Annotated in this window: 23 protein-coding genes; 7 read left to right on the forward strand and 16 right to left on the reverse strand. The window is 70.4% G+C overall.

What is annotated here, in order from left to right:
- Window positions 1-4 precede the first annotated feature (4 nt).
- The 7 genes from trpM to hisI all read right to left on the reverse strand — a co-directional run bounded on the left by trpM (window position 5) and on the right by hisI (window position 4,898).
- Complete coding sequence (gene trpM / locus ACFYO0_RS20845; protein ID WP_388677887.1) at window positions 5-319, reverse strand: tryptophan biosynthesis modulator TrpM; 315 nt, start codon at window positions 317-319, stop codon at window positions 5-7.
- Between the two features lie 7 nt (window positions 320-326).
- Window positions 327-1,136: an indole-3-glycerol phosphate synthase TrpC gene (trpC, locus tag ACFYO0_RS20850; RefSeq protein WP_388677891.1), complete on the reverse strand. Its 810-nt coding sequence runs from the start codon at window positions 1,134-1,136 to the stop codon at window positions 327-329.
- A gap of 175 nt (window positions 1,137-1,311) precedes the next feature.
- Window positions 1,312-1,755, reverse strand: a complete 444-nt coding sequence (locus tag ACFYO0_RS20855) for a DUF2752 domain-containing protein (protein ID WP_388677894.1) — start codon at window positions 1,753-1,755, stop codon at window positions 1,312-1,314.
- A gap of 100 nt (window positions 1,756-1,855) precedes the next feature.
- A complete protein-coding gene (locus ACFYO0_RS20860; RefSeq protein WP_344392233.1) occupies window positions 1,856-2,086 on the reverse strand; it encodes an HGxxPAAW family protein in 231 nt (76 codons plus the stop codon).
- Between the two features lie 138 nt (window positions 2,087-2,224).
- Entirely contained in the window at window positions 2,225-2,866 is a 642-nt protein-coding gene (locus ACFYO0_RS20865; protein WP_388677897.1) for a TIGR02234 family membrane protein, read from the reverse strand.
- A 53-nt stretch (window positions 2,867-2,919) separates the two neighbouring features.
- Window positions 2,920-4,422 carry an anthranilate synthase component I gene (locus tag ACFYO0_RS20870; RefSeq protein WP_388677899.1) on the reverse strand — a complete coding sequence of 501 codons (1,503 nt, stop codon included), beginning with the start codon at window positions 4,420-4,422 and terminating at the stop codon, window positions 2,920-2,922.
- A gap of 11 nt (window positions 4,423-4,433) precedes the next feature.
- A complete protein-coding gene (gene hisI / locus ACFYO0_RS20875) occupies window positions 4,434-4,898 on the reverse strand; it encodes a phosphoribosyl-AMP cyclohydrolase (RefSeq protein ID WP_388677902.1) in 465 nt (154 codons plus the stop codon).
- 83 nt (window positions 4,899-4,981) lie between these two features.
- Here hisI and ACFYO0_RS20880 point away from each other — a divergent pair, with 83 nt between their 5' ends.
- Complete coding sequence (locus tag ACFYO0_RS20880) at window positions 4,982-5,617, forward strand: TIGR03085 family metal-binding protein (RefSeq protein ID WP_388677905.1); 636 nt, start codon at window positions 4,982-4,984, stop codon at window positions 5,615-5,617.
- 99 nt (window positions 5,618-5,716) lie between these two features.
- Here ACFYO0_RS20880 and ACFYO0_RS20885 read toward each other — a convergent pair whose 3' ends face one another.
- Complete coding sequence (locus tag ACFYO0_RS20885; protein ID WP_388677907.1) at window positions 5,717-6,814, reverse strand: cytosine permease; 1,098 nt, start codon at window positions 6,812-6,814, stop codon at window positions 5,717-5,719.
- A gap of 131 nt (window positions 6,815-6,945) precedes the next feature.
- On the opposite strand from ACFYO0_RS20885, the gene ACFYO0_RS20890 reads away from it, so the two are divergent.
- Window positions 6,946-7,587: a TetR/AcrR family transcriptional regulator gene (locus tag ACFYO0_RS20890; protein ID WP_388677909.1), complete on the forward strand. Its 642-nt coding sequence runs from the start codon at window positions 6,946-6,948 to the stop codon at window positions 7,585-7,587.
- A gap of 46 nt (window positions 7,588-7,633) precedes the next feature.
- On the opposite strand, the gene hisF is transcribed toward ACFYO0_RS20890, so the two are convergent.
- Genes hisF through hisD form a run of 8 tightly spaced genes read right to left on the reverse strand, consistent with a single transcriptional unit; the run spans window position 7,634 to window position 13,376 of the window.
- Entirely contained in the window at window positions 7,634-8,389 is a 756-nt protein-coding gene (gene hisF, locus ACFYO0_RS20895; RefSeq protein ID WP_388677912.1) for an imidazole glycerol phosphate synthase subunit HisF, read from the reverse strand.
- The gene (locus ACFYO0_RS20900) at window positions 8,386-8,799 is read right to left on the reverse strand and encodes a RidA family protein (RefSeq protein WP_388677914.1); all 414 of its coding nucleotides are present in this window, start codon (window positions 8,797-8,799) and stop codon (window positions 8,386-8,388) included. The genes hisF and ACFYO0_RS20900 overlap by 4 nt, the downstream gene beginning before the upstream one ends.
- Entirely contained in the window at window positions 8,796-9,545 is a 750-nt protein-coding gene (gene priA / locus ACFYO0_RS20905) for a bifunctional 1-(5-phosphoribosyl)-5-((5-phosphoribosylamino)methylideneamino)imidazole-4-carboxamide isomerase/phosphoribosylanthranilate isomerase PriA (protein ID WP_388677916.1), read from the reverse strand. Before priA ends, ACFYO0_RS20900 begins: the two co-directional genes overlap by 4 nt.
- Window positions 9,545-10,195 (reverse strand): imidazole glycerol phosphate synthase subunit HisH, encoded by a 651-nt coding sequence (hisH, locus tag ACFYO0_RS20910; RefSeq protein ID WP_388677920.1) that lies wholly within the window; start codon window positions 10,193-10,195, stop codon window positions 9,545-9,547. The genes priA and hisH overlap by 1 nt, the downstream gene beginning before the upstream one ends.
- Entirely contained in the window at window positions 10,186-10,350 is a 165-nt protein-coding gene (locus ACFYO0_RS20915; RefSeq protein WP_033318048.1) for a hypothetical protein, read from the reverse strand. The genes hisH and ACFYO0_RS20915 overlap by 10 nt, the downstream gene beginning before the upstream one ends.
- Before the next feature lie 4 nt (window positions 10,351-10,354).
- Window positions 10,355-10,948: an imidazoleglycerol-phosphate dehydratase HisB gene (hisB, locus tag ACFYO0_RS20920; protein ID WP_344392247.1), complete on the reverse strand. Its 594-nt coding sequence runs from the start codon at window positions 10,946-10,948 to the stop codon at window positions 10,355-10,357.
- Window positions 10,945-12,057: a histidinol-phosphate transaminase gene (locus ACFYO0_RS20925; protein ID WP_388677925.1), complete on the reverse strand. Its 1,113-nt coding sequence runs from the start codon at window positions 12,055-12,057 to the stop codon at window positions 10,945-10,947. The genes hisB and ACFYO0_RS20925 overlap by 4 nt, the downstream gene beginning before the upstream one ends.
- The gene (gene hisD / locus ACFYO0_RS20930; RefSeq protein WP_388677928.1) at window positions 12,054-13,376 is read right to left on the reverse strand and encodes a histidinol dehydrogenase; all 1,323 of its coding nucleotides are present in this window, start codon (window positions 13,374-13,376) and stop codon (window positions 12,054-12,056) included. Before hisD ends, ACFYO0_RS20925 begins: the two co-directional genes overlap by 4 nt.
- A gap of 176 nt (window positions 13,377-13,552) precedes the next feature.
- Here hisD and ACFYO0_RS20935 point away from each other — a divergent pair, with 176 nt between their 5' ends.
- The 5 genes from ACFYO0_RS20935 (at window position 13,553) to ybaK (ending at window position 18,241) form a co-directional block, all read left to right on the forward strand.
- Complete coding sequence (locus tag ACFYO0_RS20935) at window positions 13,553-15,145, forward strand: oxidoreductase (protein WP_388677931.1); 1,593 nt, start codon at window positions 13,553-13,555, stop codon at window positions 15,143-15,145.
- Between the two features lie 136 nt (window positions 15,146-15,281).
- On the forward strand, window positions 15,282-16,328 hold the full coding sequence (locus ACFYO0_RS20940) for a hypothetical protein (RefSeq protein ID WP_388677933.1): 1,047 nt from the start codon (window positions 15,282-15,284) through the stop codon (window positions 16,326-16,328).
- A gap of 11 nt (window positions 16,329-16,339) precedes the next feature.
- Window positions 16,340-17,080 carry an LON peptidase substrate-binding domain-containing protein gene (locus tag ACFYO0_RS20945; RefSeq protein WP_388677935.1) on the forward strand — a complete coding sequence of 247 codons (741 nt, stop codon included), beginning with the start codon at window positions 16,340-16,342 and terminating at the stop codon, window positions 17,078-17,080.
- A gap of 157 nt (window positions 17,081-17,237) precedes the next feature.
- Window positions 17,238-17,633, forward strand: a complete 396-nt coding sequence (locus tag ACFYO0_RS20950; protein WP_388677937.1) for a hypothetical protein — start codon at window positions 17,238-17,240, stop codon at window positions 17,631-17,633.
- Window positions 17,634-17,737: 104 nt separating this feature from the next.
- Window positions 17,738-18,241, forward strand: a complete 504-nt coding sequence (gene ybaK, locus ACFYO0_RS20955; RefSeq protein WP_388677940.1) for a Cys-tRNA(Pro) deacylase — start codon at window positions 17,738-17,740, stop codon at window positions 18,239-18,241.
- Window positions 18,242-18,428 lie beyond the last annotated feature (187 nt).

An 18,428-nucleotide genomic window follows, 5' to 3' on the forward strand; every position in this document is an offset into this window, starting at 1 on the left:
ACGGTCACGGTGTGCGCGCGTGTGCCTTCAGAGGTGCCCATCGAGTCATGCGGACACCTGCCGGCGGCGAAGGCGCGAGGCGCCGACGCCATCGCATCCCGTTGACCTGCCCCGGCTCGTCCCCGATCACGTACCGCACCCGGCGCCCGTGCACCCGTCGCGCGGGCGCCCGGCACCCTCGCGGACGGCAGCCGCGGGCGAGGCGGGCGTAGGGGTCCCGCGGCGCCGAGGGGGCCGCGGCGGCCGACCGTGCGCACGCCGGACCGCCGTCGGGGCGAGAGCCCGGACGGGTCGCGGTGAGGGCGCGGTCGGCGTACATCCGTGGGTCAGCCCCGTCCGTGGCGCAGGGCCGGGTGGGCGCCCGCTGCCACCAGGTCCGAGACCGCTGCCTTCGGGTCACGGCCGGTGACCAGGGACTCGCCGACCAGGACCGCGTCGGCGCCGGCGTTGGCGTAGGCGATGAGGTCATGGGGGCCGCGGACGCCGGACTCGGCGACCTTGATGATGGTGTCGGGGACCTCGGGGGCGACGCGGTCGAAGGTCGTGCGGTCGACCTTCAGGGTCTTCAGGTCGCGCGCGTTCACGCCGATGACCTTCGCTCCGGCGGCCACCGCCCGCTCGACCTCGTCCTCGTCGTGCACCTCGACGAGCGGGGTGAGCCCGATGGACTCGGCGCGCTCGATGAGGGACTCCAGGGCGGCCTGGTCGAGGGCCGCGACGATCAGCAGGACCAGATCCGCGCCGTACGCCCGTGCCTCCCACAGCTGATACGACGTGACGATGAAGTCCTTGCGCAGTACCGGGATGTCCACCCGGGCGCGTACGGTCTCCAGGTCCGCCAGCGAACCTCCGAAGCGCCGCGTCTCGGTCAGTACCGAGATCACCGCCGCGCCGCCCGCCTCGTAGTCCGCCGCGAGCCCCGCCGGGTCGGCGATCGCGGCGAGCGCGCCCTTGGACGGGCTCGAACGCTTCACCTCGCAGATGACCTTGACGCCTTCACCACGCAGGGCGGCTACGCCATCCTTGGCCGCAGGAGCCTTCGCCGCACGCTCCTTGAGCTCGTCGAGGCTGACGCGTGCCTGCCGCTCCGCGAGGTCGGCACGGACTCCGTCGATGATCTCGTCGAGCACACTCACGCGAGCGGCCCCCTTCCTGACGGTGAACGGTTCAAGCTGTCGAGCTGCTGAGCGGTTGAGTCGAGCGTCGCCCGCATCAGACGAAACCGATGGTCACTGCGATGGTATCCGCAGGAGGACGCTGCCCTCGCATCCGGTTGACGCCGGTCCCACTACCTGGACATTCGCCAGTGGATCAAGGGATGAGCCAGCCACCGAACGGCAGGTTCCGGACAACGGTGAAGACGAACAGCAACGCCCCGATCCCCCACAGATGAACGGACCGCAGGTCGAGATTCAACGGACGGCCCCGGACCGAGCGGACCGCCCAGAGGGTCCACAGCACCGCGAACACGAAGTACGCCAGGACCGCGACCGCGTTTGCTTGAAGCGCCGCCGCGAGGTCCCCGTGCGCGAAGGCGTGCGCGCTGCGCAGTCCGCCGCAGCCGGGGCAGTACACGCCCGCGTACTGCAACAGCGGACAGGCTGGGTAGTGCCCCGGCTCGTTCGGATCCACGGCGGCGACGTACACGAAAGCCCCGGCGACCGCCGCGAGCACACCGCCGGGCACGGCCAGTCGCCGCACCACGGATCCGGGAGGGGACGTCACCCTCTGGCTTTCTGTGTTCACTCGACGCATTCTCCTCGCGAGCAGCAAACCGCGCACACGAAAGAGCACAGGAAAAGGCGGCCCCGGCGAGGGAAGCCGGGACCGCCTTCCTCGACGCCGTGGGCGAGGATCAGCTGTCGGAGGCCACCTTGTGCGGCTGGTGCGTGGACTTCGGCTGGCCGAGGCCCGCAGCGCTCATGGCCATGCCGACCACGCCGCCGAGGACGACGATCACCAAGCCGGCCCAGAAGCCAAGCGGGTTGGCCAGCACCATGAAGGCACCCGCGACGCAGAAACCGATGAAGGCGATGATGACACCGGTCCAGGCGGCCGGGGTGTGACCGTGGTGGTTGCCCGCCATGACTTGCTCCTCGTTGCTGATTGCGTGTGTGGCTGTGTGTGCCTGTGCGAGTCGCCTGAGTGAGTCTGACGCTCGCAGGCCCATTGTCCCGCACGCGCGCGTGCACGTTGATCGGGGGTCCTGCCTCACGCACCCGCGCTAGGCGCCGGTCGGGTCCTCGCCGCGGTCCAGCGCCTTCCACATCTCCTCGGGCCGGTCCGGGTCCGCGGCGGGTCTGGGCTTACGGGGCCTGGGGGTGCCGTCCCGCTCGTAACGGCCCGACATGGCCGGCCACAGCCGTCCGTAGCGCAGCGCGAGCAGTCCCGCGAGCAGGAGCAGCACTCCGCCCGCGGCGGCCACGTACGGCCAGGCTGTATGGCTCATGGAGTCGACGGTCGCGGCGGTGTCGCCGGAAGCCTGCGCGGCCTTGTCGTCGAGTGCGGAACTGTCGGAGGCGCCGAGGAGGGCCGCGGCCACGGTGCCCGCGCCGGAGAGCGCGAGGAGACCGGCGACCAGGAAGCGCCCGGCGCGGCGTACGGCGAAGACGGCGACGAGGGCGGCCAGGCCCACTATGGCGAGGGCCGCGGGCACACCCGTGACGTCGCTGCCGGTGGCGCTCAGCGGGAAGTCGCCGCCGGCCACCGTCGCGGTGCCCTCCGACCAGCCCTGCCGCGAGGCGAGCAGCGCCACGGCCGCGCCGAGCGCGCCGCACAGCAGGGCGATGGCAAGGCTTCGGCGGCCGGACCGGGCGGGTCCAGCCGCTTCGTATCGATAGTGAGGTACAGCAGTCACGTACCCCACTATCGCTTGAACCCCGGGCGAAGGGTCACCCGGGGTTCACGTGAGATGCGTCCCTAGCGGTGGTTCTGCCGGCCGAGCCGGTTGGCCGTGTGCACCGCCCTCAGTACCGCCGCCGCCTTGTTGCGGCACTCGTCGTCCTCGGCCACGGGGTTCGAGTCGGCGACGATTCCGGCGCCGGCCTGCACATATGCCGTGCCGTCCCGCAGCAGGGCCGTACGGATGGCGATGGCGGTGTCGGAGTCGCCCGCGAAGTCGAGGTAGCCGACGCAGCCGCCGTACACGCCGCGGCGGCTCGGCTCCAGTTCGTCGATGATCTGCATCGCGCGGGGCTTGGGAGCGCCGGAGAGCGTGCCCGCGGGGAAGCAGGCGGTCAGCACGTCGAAGGCGGTACGGCCCTGTGCGACCCTGCCGGTCACCGTCGACACGATGTGCATGACGTGCGAGTAGCGCTCGATGGACATGAAGTCGACGACCTCGACGGAGCCTGGTTCGCAGACACGGCCGAGGTCGTTGCGCCCGAGGTCGACGAGCATCAGGTGCTCGGCCCGTTCCTTGGGGTCGGCGAGGAGTTCGTCGGCGAGGGCCTGGTCCTCCTGCGGGGTCGCGCCGCGCGGCCGCGTACCGGCGATGGGGTGCACCATCGCGTGCCCGTCCTCGACCTTGACGAGGGCCTCCGGGGAGGAGCCCACGACGTCGAAGCCGTCGAAGCGGAAGAGGTACATGTACGGCGAGGGGTTGGTGGCCCGCAGTACCCGGTAGACGTCCAACGCGCTTGCCGTACATGGGGTTTCGAAGCGCTGGGAGGGTACGACCTGGAAGGCCTCGCCGGCCCGGATGCGCTCCTTGATGTCCTCGACGGCGATCTGGAAGTCGGGGCCGCCCCACAGCGCGGTGTACTCGGGGAGCTCGGAGGGCGGGAGCACGGCCGGGGGCTGGGAGACGGCACGCGAGAGGTCGGCTTCCATGGCGTCGAGGCGGGCGACGGCATCCGCGTACGCCTCGTCGACACCCGTGTCGAGGTCGTTGTGGTTGATCGCGTTGGCGATCAACAGGACCGTGCCGTTCCAGTGGTCGAGTACCGCGAGGTCGCTGGTGAGCAGCATGGTCAGCTCAGGCAGCTTCAGGTCGTCGCGCTCGCCGGGGCCGATCTTCTCCAGGCGGCGCACGATGTCGTAGCCGAGGTAGCCGACCATGCCGCCGGTGAACGGGGGCAGTCCGCTGTCGTGGACGAGGTCGTGCGGGGTGTGCAGCGCCTCGACGGTGGCGCGCAGGGCGGCCAGCGGGTCGCCGTCGACGGGGACACCGACGGGCGGGGTGCCGAGCCAGTGCGCCTGCCCCTCGCGCTCTGTGAGAGCGGCGGCCGAGCGGACGCCCACGAAGGAGTAACGGGACCAGGAGCGGCCGTTCTCCGCGGACTCCAGCAGGAAGGTGCCGGGGCGCTCGGCGGCGAGCTTGCGGTAGAGCGCGACGGGGGTGTCGCCGTCCGCGAGGAGCGTGCGGCTGACGGGGATGACACGCCGGTCGGTGGCCAGCTTGCGGAACGTCTCGAGGTCCATGGCGGCTGACCTTACTGACCGAGGGGCGGTGCGTCGGACACGGCGTCCTCGCCGGACACGGCGTCCTTGATGACATCGGCCTCGAAGCAGGTGCGGGCGCCCGTGTGGCAGGCGGCGCCCACCTGGTCGACCTTCACCAGGACGGTGTCGGCGTCGCAGTCGAGGGCGACGGACTTGACGTACTGGACGTGCCCGGAGGTGTCGCCCTTGACCCAGTACTCCTGGCGGCTGCGCGACCAGTAGGTGCAGCGGCCCGTGGTCAGCGTGCGGTGCAGCGCCTCGTCGTCCATCCAGCCCAGCATCAGCACCTCTCCGGTGTCGTACTGCTGGGCGATCGCGGGGACGAGCCCGTCGGCGCTGCGCTTGAGGCGCGCGGCGATGGCGGGATCCAGGCGACCGGATGGAGAACTGTGGCGCGAAGCGCCTCGATGGGGGGCGGTGGCCGGGTGACGGGCGGGCGGGGGCGTGCGGGTCATGGAAGCCATTGTGCCGCGCCGGTAGGGGCCGTCCGGCGGGCGTCCACTGTCCGGACCGCGAGCCCGGTCGTAGGCTGGCATACATGTCGACCCATGCAAAGCGTGAACGACTCCTCCTCGCCGACCTGTTGGAAGCCTCGGGCCCGGATGCCCCCACCCTGTGCGAGGGCTGGAACACCCGGGATCTCGCCGCCCACGTGGTGGTGCGCGAGCGCCGCCCGGACGCCGCCGGCGGCGCTCTGATCAAGCAGCTCGCGCCGCGCCTGGACCGGGTGATGGCGGAGTTCGCCGAGAAGCCGTACGAGGAACTGATCCAGCTGATCCGTACCGGCCCGCCCCGCTTCTCGCCCTTCTCCCTCAAGCAGATCGACGAGGCGGCGAACACGGTCGAGTTCTACGTCCACACCGAGGACGTACGGCGCGCACGGCCGGACTGGACCCCGCGCGAACTGGACCCCGTCTTCCAGGACGCCCTCTGGTCCCGCCTGGAGCGAACGGCCCGCCTCGTGGGCCGCGGCGTCCCCACCGGCCTGGTCCTCCGCCGCCCCGACGGCCAGACGGCGGTGGCCCACCGCGGCGCCCCGGTGGTGACAGTGACCGGTGAGCCCTCCGAGCTGCTGATGTTCACGTACGGCCGCCAGAACGCGGCCGACGTCGAACTGGACGGCGACAAGGACGCGATCGCGAAGCTGCACGAGACGAAGCAGCTGGGCATCTAGCGCCGCATCAGGCACCCCTCGCCCTGAACCAGACCGCGATGCGGTTCGGCCACGAGCCGTCGGTGAGCGTGCAGTGGAGTTCAGCAACAACTTCGGCTGTCAGCGGCGGCGCGTCTGGTACGGCACAGGCGCGGGTTGCGGTTCGGGAGGCGCCGGGCACCGTGGTCGTTCACCGATCCGTGGCCGTGAGACCGGCGTCGGCCGGACAGGCGCTGCCGAGGCGGTACTGGCCGGGGAGTTCGGCGCGGCGCACGGGTTCGGGTGCACAGGCCGTAGATGCCGCCCAGGCCGCAGAGCGCGGCGCTGGCGGTGAAGACGGGGGCCGTGCCCCAGAGGCCGATCGCGGCGCCGGTCGGCGGGAAGGTGAGCGGGGCGAGGCCGAGGCCGAAGAGGGTCGAGACGGAGGTCACCCGGCCGAGGTACGCCGGGTCCCGACTCGGTCTGGATCAGCGCCCCGCACAGGGCACCGCTGAGCACGGCGAGCAGGCCGATGCCGAGCGCCACGGCGACGGCGGCGGCGACCGCCGGAACGTACGCGAGCCCGCCGATCGCGACGGCGCCGAGGGTAATCGTCACCGCGTGGCCGAAGATGCTCACGGCGAAGGTCACGGCGGCGGTGACGAGCAGCACGACCACCTTGACCGGGCCCGAGACGGTCAGCCCCAGATGGTCGGCCAGCGCGAACCCGGCGAGCGACCCCAGAGCGAGGTTGACGGCCTCGTACGCGATCGCGACGAGCCAGCCGATGCCCGCGCTGAGCGGCCGGTTTCCGCGTACGCCGTACATCGCGCGGGTCACGACGACGCTGGGGGTGCCGGACGGCGGTCCGCTGACGGCGAGGGTGCCCACGCCCACCCAGTACAGGTTGCCCACGACGAGCACCAGCACGGACTGCCACAAGGTCAGTCCGAGCAGCAGCACGACACCGCCGAGCACGAAGTAGAGGTACGTGATGTTCGCGGCGAACCACACCCAGAAGAGCTCACGCGGACGCCCGTGGCGCTCCGCGTCGGGAATGTGGTCGATGCCGCGCACCTCGACGCGGCCGGGCAGATCGCCACCCGAGCCGCCGGAGCCGCCAGGCCCGCCGGAGCCGTCCGAACCGGGCGGGCCCGTCGCCGACACGGGTGTCAGAACCGGCTGAGGGTCCATGGGTACCACCGCCCAGAAGTTGTTGGCCACGACACTATTGGCCATGAGGCCAACAGATCAGGACGGCAGGAGTCGACCACGGGCGGTGAGAACCGGTCAATAGCTATTGGCCTGTAAGCCAATAAAAGTAACCTGGAGTTTGCACGGGCCGTACCGGCTGACGTAGGAAGACCTCCATGAGCGCACCGCAGCCCACCGCCAGGAGCCGACGTCTGGCACCCGCCGAGCGGCGACAGGAGATCATTCAGGCAGCCGCGGCGGTCGCACTGGAGGAAGGGCTCGCGGCCGTGACGTACCGGGGCGTCGCCGCCCGGCTCGGCTGTGCGCCGGGCCTGGTCCACCACTACTTCGACGCCGTGGAGGCGCTGGAGGCGGAGGCGTTCACCCACGCCGTCACCACCGACTTCGAGCGCACGTTCCAGGAGGTCGAGGAGCTCGGCGACGCGGTGGAGGGACTGCGTCACATGCTGCGCGTCTGGGTCTCGGAGAGCCCGGAGCCGCACAAGACGGTGTGGCTTGACGCCTGGTACATGGCGGCCCGCAAGCCGAGGGTCCACGCCGCCGTGGACCACGCCATGCGCGTCACCCACAGCCGCCTGGCCGCGGTCCTGGAGCGGGGCGTACGCGAGGAACGCTTCACGCCGCACGACCCGGACGCCCTCGCCTGGCAGTTGCTCACGGCCCTGGACGGCGTCATCGTCCACTCCTCGATCGGCGTGAACCAGGGCATCGTGGATGTCCGCCGTACCATCGCCCGCTTCACCGAGAGCGCGTTGGGCCTCGAACGGGACGTGCTGGCGTCGGCGTTCGAGGACTGACGAGCGGTGCCCCAAGGGGCGGACGACGGGAGTTCGACGACAGGACCTAGCGAACCGGAAGCCCCGCCCCCCGCAGCGTCTCCTTCACCTGACCGATTCGCAGGTCCCCGAAGTGGAAGACGGAGGCGGCGAGCACCGCGTCCGCGCCCGCTGTGATCGCCGGCGGGAAGTCGGCGAGCCGGCCGGCGCCGCCGCTGGCGATCAGCGGGACGGTGACGTGCTTGCGTACCGCCTCGATCATCTCGATGTCGTAGCCGTCCTTCGTGCCGTCCGCGTCCATCGAGTTCAGCAGGATCTCACCCGCGCCCAACTCGGCCGCCCGGTGCGCCCACTCGACGGCGTCGATGCCGGTGCCGCGCCGGCCGCCATGGGTCGTCACTTCGAAGGAACCGCTCTCGGTCCGCCGCGCGTCGACCGAGAGGACCAGCACCTGCCGTCCGAAGCGTTCGGCGATCTCACGGATGAGGTCGGGCCGGGCGATCGCGGCAGTGTTCACGCCCACCTTGTCCGCCCCGGCCCGCAACAGCTTGTCGACGTCCTCGGCGGTACGGACCCCGCCGCCGACCGTCAGCGGAATGAACACCTGCTCCGCCGTGCGCCGCACCACGTCGTACGTCGTCTCGCGGTTGCCCGACGAGGCCGTGATGTCCAGGAACGTCAGCTCGTCGGCGCCCTCGGCGTCGTACACCTTCGCCATCTCGACGGGGTCGCCCGCGTCGCGCAGGTTCTGGAAGTTGACGCCCTTGACGACCCGGCCGTTGTCGACGTCCAGGCAGGGGATGACTCGTACGGCGAGGGTCATGCTGTGGACTCTCCGTGTTCTCCGCCGGGGCGGAACGCCTCCACCTCGACCTCGACGACCAGGCTGGGGTCCACGAAGCCGGAGACGATGATCATGGATGCGGCGGGCCTGACGGAGTCGAACAGCTCCTTGTGAGCACGTCCGATGTCGTCCACGTCCCGGGCGTGGGTGATGTACATGCGCGTGCGCACGACGTCGTCGCGGCCGAGACCCAGTTGCTCCAGCGCAGCGAACGCGACGTTGAAGGCGTTGATCGCCTGCTCGTACGGGCCGCCTCCGGCGATCTGGCCGTCCACTATGGACGTGCAGCCGGAGACCAGCACCAGGCCGTTCGGCAGCTCCACGGCTCGGGCGTACCCAAAGGTCTCCTCCCAGGGCGCGCCGGTCACGACGCGTCGTACGTCGCTCACTTGGCTACCGCCTCCAAAGCCTCTTCCAGGGTGAACGCCTTCGCGTACAGGGCCTTCCCGACGATGGAGCCCTCGACACCGACGGGTACGAGCTCGGCGATGGCCCGGAGATCGTCCAGGGAGGACACCCCGCCGGAGGCCACCACCGGGCGGTCCGTCGCCGCGCACACGTTGCGCAGCAGCTCCAGGTTCGGGCCCTGCAGCGTGCCGTCCTTGGCGATGTCCGTCACCACGTAGCGCGCGCAGCCCTCGGAGTTCAGGCGCTCCAGCGTCTCGTACAGATCGCCGCCGTCACGGGTCCAGCCGCGACCGCGCAGCGTCGTACCCCGTACGTCGAGACCGACCGCGATCTTGTCGCCGTGCTCGGCGATGACCTTGGCGACCCACTCGGGGCTCTCCAACGCGGCCGTGCCCAGGTTCACGCGCGTGCAGCCGGTGGCCAGGGCCGCCGCCAGAGAAGCGTCGTCCCGGATGCCGCCGGACAGCTCCACCTTGATGTGCAGTTCCTTCATGCGTTCCGCGACCTCGGCGATCAGCGCACGGTTGTCGCCAGTCCCGAACGCCGCGTCCAGGTCCACCAGGTGCAGCCACTCGGCACCCGCCCGCTGCCAGGCGAGAGCGGCCTCCAGAGGGGAGCCGTACGAGGTCTCCGTACCGGACTCGCCGTGCACCAGGCGGACCGCCTGGCCGTCACGGACGTCGACGGCGGGGAGGAGTTCGAGCTTCCCGGAGGGATTCGACGTCATCAGAGGGTTCCGATCCAGTTCTTCAGCAGCTGCGCTCCGGCGTCGCCGGACTTCTCGGGGTGGAACTGCGTCGCCCACAGGGCGCCGTTCTCCACGGCTGCCACGAAGGGCTTGCCGTGCGTCGACCAGGTCACAATGGGCGCCCGCATCGCCGCGTTCGCGGTCTCCATGGACCAGTCGTGGACGGCGTACGAGTGCACGAAGTAGAAGCGGGCGTCGGCGTCCAGGCCCGCGAACAGCTCCGAACCGGCCGGTGCCGTCACGGTGTTCCAGCCCATGTGCGGCACGATGTCGGCCTGGAGCGGCTCGACCGAGCCGGGCCACTCGTCCAGGCCCTCGGTCTCCACGCCGTGCTCTATGCCGCGCGCGAAGAGGATCTGCATACCGACACAGATGCCCATCACCGGGCGCCCGCCCGACAGCCGGCGATCGATGATCCAGTTGCCGCGGGCTTCCGTCAGTCCCTGCATACAGGACGCGAAGGCGCCGACTCCCGGCACCATCAGCCCGTCCGCGTTCATGGCCTTGTCGAAGTCGCGGGTTATCTCGACGTCGGCGCCCGCGCGCGCGAGAGCACGTTCGGCGGAACGTACGTTCCCAAAGCCGTAATCAAAGACGACTACTCGTTTTGGAGTGGGGCTCAATTCCATACCTCCAGCCGGAGGATCCCCGCCACGAGACACATCGCGGCACCGATGGAGAGCAGCACGATGAGGCTCTTCGGCATCTGCTGCTTGGCGAAGGAGATGATGCCGCCGACCAGGAAGAGTCCGACGACGATCAGTACGGTGGACAGGCCGTTCATGGCTTTACAGCGCGCCCTTCGTGGACGGAAGGATACCGGCGGCCCGCGGGTCGCGCTCGGAGGCGTAACGCAGCGCACGCGCCAGCGCCTTGAACTGGCACTCCACGATGTGGTGCGCATTGCGCCCGTAGGGCACGTGGACGTGCAGCGCGATCTGCGCCTGGGCGACGAAGGACTCCAGGATGTGCCGGGTCATCGTGGTGTCGTACTCGCCGATCATCGGCGCCATCTTCTCGGGCTCCGTGTGCACGAGGTACGGGCGGCCGGAGAGGTCGACGGTCACCTGGGCCAGCGACTCGTCCAGCGGCACCGTGCAGTTGCCGAATCGATAGATCCCCACCTTGTCACCGAGCGCCTGCTTGAAGGCCGCGCCCAGCGCCAGAGCCGTGTCCTCGATGGTGTGGTGCGAGTCGATGTGCAGGTCGCCCTCGGTCTTCACGGTCAGGTCGAACAGACCGTGACGGCCGAGCTGGTCGAGCATGTGGTCGTAGAAGCCGACCCCCGTCGACACATCGACCTTTCCGCTGCCGTCCAGGTCGATCTCGACCAGGACGGACGTCTCCTTCGTGTTCCGTTCGACACGGCCTACGCGGCTCATGCGTTCTGCTCCTTCTTCAGTTCGCGCACCGCATCGAGGAACGCGTCGTTCTCTTCGGGCGTACCGGCGCTGACCCGCAGCCACCCAGGTACGCCGTTGTCCCGGACCAGGACGCCCCGGTCGAGGATCTTCTGCCAGACCTCATGGGCGTCGGCGAACCGTCCGAACTGCACGAAGTTGGCGTCGGACTCGGTCACTTCGTAGCCGATCGCGCGCAGCTCGGCGACCAGCCGGTCCCGCTCGGCCTTCAGCTGCTCCACATATCCCAGCAGCGTGTCGGTGTGCTCCAGTGCGGCCAGCGCGGTCGCCTGTGTGACCGCCGACAGGTGATACGGCAGCCGTACGAGCTGGACGGCGTCCACCACCGCCGGGTGCGCAGCGAGATAGCCGAGGCGCAGCCCGGCCGCGCCGAACGCCTTCGACATGGTCCGCGAAACGACCAGATGCGGCCGGGCTTCGAGCAACGGCAGCAGCGAGTCGCCGTGGCTGAACTCGATGTACGCCTCGTCCACGACCACCATGGACGGCTTCGCCGCCTGCGCGGCCTCGTACAGCGCAACGACCGTCTCGGGCGGAACCGCGTTGCCCGTGGGGTTGTTGGGGGTCGTGATGAAGACGATGTCCGGCCGGTGCTCGGCGATCGCCCGCTCGGCGGCGGCGAGGTCGACCGTGAAGTCGTCGTCGCGCGGGCCGGAGATCCAGCCCGTCCCCGTGCCGCGCGCGATCAGGCCGTGCATCGAGTACGAGGGCTCGAAGCCGATCGCCGTACGACCCGGCCCGCCGAAGGTCTGCAGCAGCTGCTGGATGACTTCGTTCGAGCCGTTGGCCGCCCATACGTTCTCGAGGCCGACCGCGTACTTACCGGTGTCCGTCAGGTACTTGGCCAGTTCGGTGCGCAGCTCCACCGCGTCCCGGTCGGGGTAGCGGTTGAGGTTCCGGGCAGCCTCGCGTACCCGCTCGGCGATCCGCTCGACGAGCGGTTCGGGCAGCGGGTACGGGTTCTCGTTGGTGTTCAGGCGTACGGGGACGTCGAGTTGGGGCGCGCCGTAAGGGGACTTGCCGCGCAGCTCGTCGCGTACGGGGAGATCGTCGATGCCGAAGGCACTCACTTGCTCGGCACCTTCCAGTCGAAGCGCGCCTTGATGGCCGCACCGTGCGCGGGCAGGTCCTCGGCCTCGGCGAGCGTCACCACGTGGTGAGCCACCTCCGCCAGCGCATCGCGCGTGTAGTCGACGATGTGGATGCCGCGCAGGAAGGACTGGACGCTGAGCCCCGAGGAATGGCAGGCGCAGCCGCCGGTCGGCAGGACGTGGTTGGAGCCCGCCGCGTAGTCGCCCAGCGACACGGGCGCCCAGGGGCCGATGAAGATCGCGCCCGCGTTCGTCACGCGGTCGGCCACCGAGGTGGCGTCGGCCGTCTGGATCTCGAGGTGCTCCGCACCGTACGCGTTCACGACCCGCAGGCCTTCGTCCACACCGGAGACCAGCACGATCGCGGACTGCCGGCCCGCGAGCGCCGGGGTGATCCGGTCCTCGATGTGCTTGGTGGCCGCGACCTGTGGCTGAAGCTCCTTCTCGACGGCATCGGCCAGCGCCACGGAGTCCGTGACGAGGACGGCGGCCGCGAGCGGGTCGTGCTCGGCCTGACTGATCAGGTCGGCCGCGACGTGCACCGGGTCGGCGGTGTCGTCCGCGAGGATCGCGATCTCGGTGGGACCGGCCTCGGCGTCGATACCGATCCTGCCCGCGAAATAGCGCTTGGCGGCGGCGACCCAGATGTTGCCAGGGCCCATGACCATCGGCGCCGGGGCGCAGGACTCGGTGCCGTACGCGAACATCGCGACGGCGGTCGCACCACCGGCCGCGTACACCTCGTCGACGCCGAGCAGCGCGCAGGCGGCCAGGATCGTCGGGTGCGGCAGGCCCCCGAAGTCCGGCTGGGCAGGAGAGGCGAGCGCGATCGACTCGACGCCCGCCTCCTGCGCCGGGACCACATTCATGATCACGGTCGACGGGTACACGGACCGCCCACCGGGCGCGTACAGCCCGACCCGGTCGACCGGTACCCACTTCTCGGTGACCGAGCCGCCGGGCACGACCTGGGTGGTGTGCGTGGTGCGGCGCTGCTCGCGGTGGACGAGCCGGGCGCGGCGGACGGACTCCTCCAGGGCCGCGCGCACGGCCGGGTCCAGTTGTTCGAGAGCCGTGGCCAAAGCCTCGGCCGGAACCCGCACCGACTCCAGCCGTACGCCGTCGAACTTCTCGGCGAAGTCGATCAGTGCCGCGTCGCCCCGATGGTGCACGGCCTCGCAGATCGGACGCACCTTCTCCAGGGCGGCCGAGACGTCGAAGTCGGCTCGGGGCAGCAGGTCGCGCAGGGCAGGGCCCTCGGGGAGGGCGTCGCCGCGCAGATCGATTCGAGAGATCACGAAGCCAATTCTCTCAGACGGGGATCGGACGCCGGACGGCTGTATCAATCGCTGATACGAAGCCCGTACCGGCAGATCGCCTTCACTCTACGCGTTCGCATGGTCACTCAGCGGGCATCACATGAACAGCTGTACGAACGCTGAGTGGCACGAGTAGCAGAGGAAGCAGGGAAACCGTGACCGAGGGTGCCGGCATCCGGGACGGGGTCCGGGACGTGGATCCGCCGGGCGATCTCACCGCCGCCGAGAGGGGAATGTGGCAGGCGTTCCGCAACGGCAGCATGTACGACCTGCGCACCGGGGACCCCACCGCGGACGATCCGCACGGCGGCCGTCCATGGGGCCCGGAGCGCAGTGTGCGGGCCCGCGTCGTGGCCATGCTGTTGCTGAACGGGCCGCCCGCGCTGGACGGCCGCGTCTCGTCCCTGAAGCTGACCGGCATCCAGATCACCGGCGTACTCGATCTCGCGGGCGGCACGATCGTCCCGTACGTCGAGATGAAGGACTGCCGTTTCGAGAAGGAACTCCTGCTGCCGGAAGCCCGGTTCACGACCGTGCGCCTGGTCGGCTGCTCGGTGCCGCGTCTGGAAGCGGCCCGGCTGCACACCGAGGGCGATCTGCATCTGCCTCGCTGCCGCTTCCACCACGGCGTACGCCTCACGGACGCGCAGATCGGCACGGATCTGCTGCTCAACCAGGCCGTGGTCCACCGGGATCGGCACGGCCGCTCCATCACCGGCGACGGGATGACCGTGGGTCAGGACCTGCAGGCCGAAATGCTGGAGTCCGACGGGGAGTTGAGCCTGCGCGGCGCCACGGTGGGCGTTTCTCTCAGTCTGCGCGGCAGCCGGCTGAAGAACCCGCACGACCGGCTGGCGCTGAACGCCCCGCAACTGACCGTCGAGCGCACGCTCTATATGACGCCCGCGGGCGTCGGCAATCCGCTGCAGACCAGCGGCCGGACTCCGGCGCGCGGAACGCGGGTGCAGCGCTTCGCGTGCGAGGGCGGGATCCGCCTGGACGACGGGCGGTTCGGGGACGCGGTGGACTTCGAGCAGGCCCGCTTCGTCCTCAGGGACGACCAGGAGATATCGCTGCGTCGCGTACAGGTACCCGAGCTGCGCTTCCTCGGGGAACGGCCGAGGCGCGGGCGGGTCGTGCTGTCCGGCGCCCGGATCGTCAACCTCATGGACGCTGCGAGCAGTTGGCCGGGCGCGGGCCAGCTGCAGATGGGCGGCTTCCAGTACGAGAACCTCGTGCCGCGCGGCCCGTTCCCGCTGGCCCGGCGCCTGGAGTGGGTGGCCGCGGCGACCCCCGAGTACAGCCCGGAGCCGTACGAGCGGCTGGCGGCCGTGCTGCGCGACGGCGGCGAGGACGAGGATGCGCGCGAGGTGCTGCTCGCCAAGCAGCGCCACCGCCGCGAGTTTCTGCCGCTCGCGGCCAGGCTCTGGGGGTACGTACAGGACTGGACGGTCGCCTACGGCTACCGGCCGGGACGGGCCGCCCTATGGATGGCGGTTCTGTGGGCGGCGGCCTCGCTCGCCTTCCGTCATGCCGACCATCCGCCGATCAAGACGGGCGAGCATCCGCCCTGGAACCCCTCCCTCTTCGCCCTGGACCTGCTCCTGCCCGTCATCGACCTCGGCCAAGTGGGCTACTGGCAGCTGCACGGGGGCTGGCAGTGGCTGGCCGCGGCGGTGATCCTGCTTGGCTGGATCCTGGCAACAGCGGTGGCAGCGGGCGCGACACGGCTCCTGCGCCGGGGCTGAACCGTTGCCCGAACACATGCAACCCTTGGGTCGTTTCAGCTGTCTTCCCACCGCAACCATCAATCGAGCAACCACGACGGCGAGCACACGGTCCGCGAGAGCGGTCGCCGGCTCAGGCACAGAGGGGGGAGTCCCAATGGCACTGCTACGCGCGTTCATCCGTACCGCCCGGATGGCACGGAACACCTCCCCGCTCGCCGCCGGTCTGCCCGGCGACGGCGAGGTGCTGCTCGACGCCCCGGACGAGCGGCTCGCGCCGGCGCTGGTCGCCGCGGGCCGGGGCGAGTACGAGGCCGCGGCCAAGCTGCTGGCCACCACCCGGGAGGCCGCCGAGTGGGAGGACCGCAACCGGTACGCCACGCGCCTCGCCGCTTTCGCGCGCTCCCGCCCCGAGTGGTTCGCGCTCTGGCGGTACGCGGCCCCGCACGATCCCGACGCGCTGCTCGTCAAGGCCGAGCTGGCGGTGTGCCAGGGCTGGGAGTCGCCGGCCCGTGCCGAACTGCTGCGCCAGGTCGCGCCGTTGATCACCACGGCCGCCGAGGCCGACCCGCGCGATCCGGTGCCATGGCGGATCGCGCTGGACCACGCCCGGGGCACGAACGCGCCGCACACCGAGTTCGAACAGCTGTGGTCGGAGGCCGTTCGCCGCTCCCCGCACCACCACGGCTGCCATGTGTCCGCCCTCCAGTACCTTTCCGCCGCCTGGTACGGCTCGCACCGCGAGTGCTTCGACTTCGCCGAGCGGGCCGCGCAGGACGCGCTGCCGGGCTCCCTCGTCCAGGCGCTGCCGGTGCGCGCGGCCTTCGCGTATCTGACGGAGGAGGGTGGCGGCTGCACGGTGCCGCGCGAGCGCCTGGATGCGGCGGCCGATCTCGCGATCGCCCTGTCGCAGGAGTACGCGCCCGCCGACCCGTGGCCCGCCCAGGTCCGCAACCTGCTCACCTACGTGCTGGTCCGGCTCGAACGCTGGGAGGACGCGCTGGCTGAGCTGCGCCGGATCGGGCCGTACGCCACCTCCTTCCCGTGGGACCGGATCTCGGACGACCCGCTCGGGCAGTTCCTCGAACTCCGGGACGGCGTACGGCTGGAAGTGGCCGCGCTCACGCCGTTCAAGCTGCGGAGAGCGGCGCCCGCGCGTCCGCTGAGTGACCACGGCGAACCCGCCCACCCCGGCGACCATTAGGCTTTTGCGTCGTGACCACCGTCCGGCTGCCCCTCTTCCCCCTGAACACGGTGCTGTTCCCGGGCCTCGTGCTGCCCCTGAACGTCTTCGAGGAGCGCTATCGCGCCATGATGCGCGAGCTGCTGAAGACTCCCGAGGACGAACCCCGCCGGTTCGCCGTCGTCGCCATCCGCGACGGCCACGAGGTCGCGCCGAGCGCGCCGGGGCTGCCGGACCTGACGGCCGTACCGGAGCGGGGGCCCGCCGCAGGTTTCGGCGACGATCCCGCGCAGGCCTTCCACAAGGTGGGCTGTATCGCGGACGCGGCGACCATCCGGGAGCGGGCCGACGGCAGCTTCGAGGTGCTGGCCACCGGGACGAGGCGCGTACGGCTGCTCTCGGTGGACGCCTCCGGCGCGTTCCTGACGGCCGAGCTGGAAGAGCTGGAGGAGGACCCGGGCGAGGAAGCGGGGGCACTCGCCGAGGGAGTACTGCGGGCCTTCCGCCAGTACCAGAAGCGGCTGGCCGGGGCGCGCGAGCGGTCTCTGTCGACCGGGGGCGAGCTGCCGGACGAGCCGTCCGTCGTCTCCTACCTGGTAGCGGCGGCGGCGATGCTGGACGTCCCGGCGAAACAGCGCCTGCTCCAGGCACCGGACACGGCGTCACGCCTGCGCGAGGAGCTGAAGTTGCTGCGCGCGGAGACGGCGATCATCCGTAACCTGCCCTCACTGCCCGCGTCGGAGCTCACGCGCAGTCCGACGAGCCTCAACTGAGGCGATCGGCGGAATCAGGGAGATCTGCTGAGTCAGCGGGTACGAAATCAGCCACCCAGGCGCCCTGAAATCGATGGAAACCCCGTGATCACCGTCCTTATGGTCACCGCGCCGGCCATGACCGTGGCCATGACCATCGGCAAGGGGGAACAACCAGATGAGTCGTCGGAGCACTGCGACCGTCGCCGCCTGTGTGGCCGCCGGTTCCACGCTCATGATCGCGCCTGCTCACGCGTCCGAGACCAAGGACGCGGGAATCCAGGCCAGGGTCGAGTGCACGCGTCTGAGCAACGGGCAGCTCTGCATTTCCCTGAACACGAGCCCCAGCCGCATCGAGGTCTTCTACACGAAGAGCGGCGGCTCGAAGATCAGCGCGCAGCTCGGACACCGATCCAGCGGCGGTGACACCAGGTGGGGGCCGACGAAGAGCATCAGCACGGGTGAGCGGGCCAACACCACCTGGACCGTGAGCTACCGGTGCGACGTGGACTGGAAGGGGCTGATCAAGGTCTCCGGGCAGGGGACCTTCGAGACCCCGTGGGCGACCTGCTGACCGAGGTCGGCCTCTGACTGAAGGGGCAGTCGCGAACCGCCCCCGCCCGGGCACCGTTCCGGGCGGGGGCGGCCGCGTTCGGCCGTCTGGGATGATGCAGGCCCATGGCGAAGAAGTCGAAGAAACAGCAGCAGTCCGGGGGGACGCCCGCGACGGTGGCCCTGACGGCGGCGGGCGTCGCGTACACGGTCCACGCGTACGAGCACGACCCCTCCCACCCGTCGTACGGCGAGGAGGCCGCCGAGGCGATGAACGTCTCTCCCGACCGGGTCTTCAAGACCCTGGTGGCGGAGGTGGACGGCGAGCTCACGGTGGCCATGGTCCCCGTGGCAGGTTCCCTCGACCTGAAGGCCCTGGCGGCAGCAGTGGGCGGCAAACGCGCCACGATGGCCGACCCGGCGGCTGCGGAGCGCACGACGGGCTACGTCCGCGGCGGCATCTCCCCCCTGGGCCAGCGCAAGAAGCTCCGCACGGTCCTCGACGCCTCGGCCGCGGTCCATCCCACGATCTGCGTCTCGGCAGGCCGCCGCGGCCTGGAGATCGAACTCTCCCCGAACGACCTGACCAAGCAGACGGAAGCGATCTCGGCACCGATCGCCCGCACGTGACCTCTCGACGAATGCCGCACTCTCGGCTAAACCGAGAACATGTCGAAGAAAACACGCAAACGCAAGTGGCGTATGAAGAAGGGCCGCTCGAATCATGGGCATAGGCCCGCATAGGGAAAACGGTGGGCGGCAGGTACCGCCGAGGCGGACCAACCGCCCACCTGCACTCAGCTGCACTGTTCAGCGA

The sequence above is a fragment of the Streptomyces sp. NPDC006365 genome (assembly GCF_042870755.1).
Lineage (GTDB): Bacteria > Actinomycetota > Actinomycetes > Streptomycetales > Streptomycetaceae > Streptomyces > Streptomyces xiangluensis.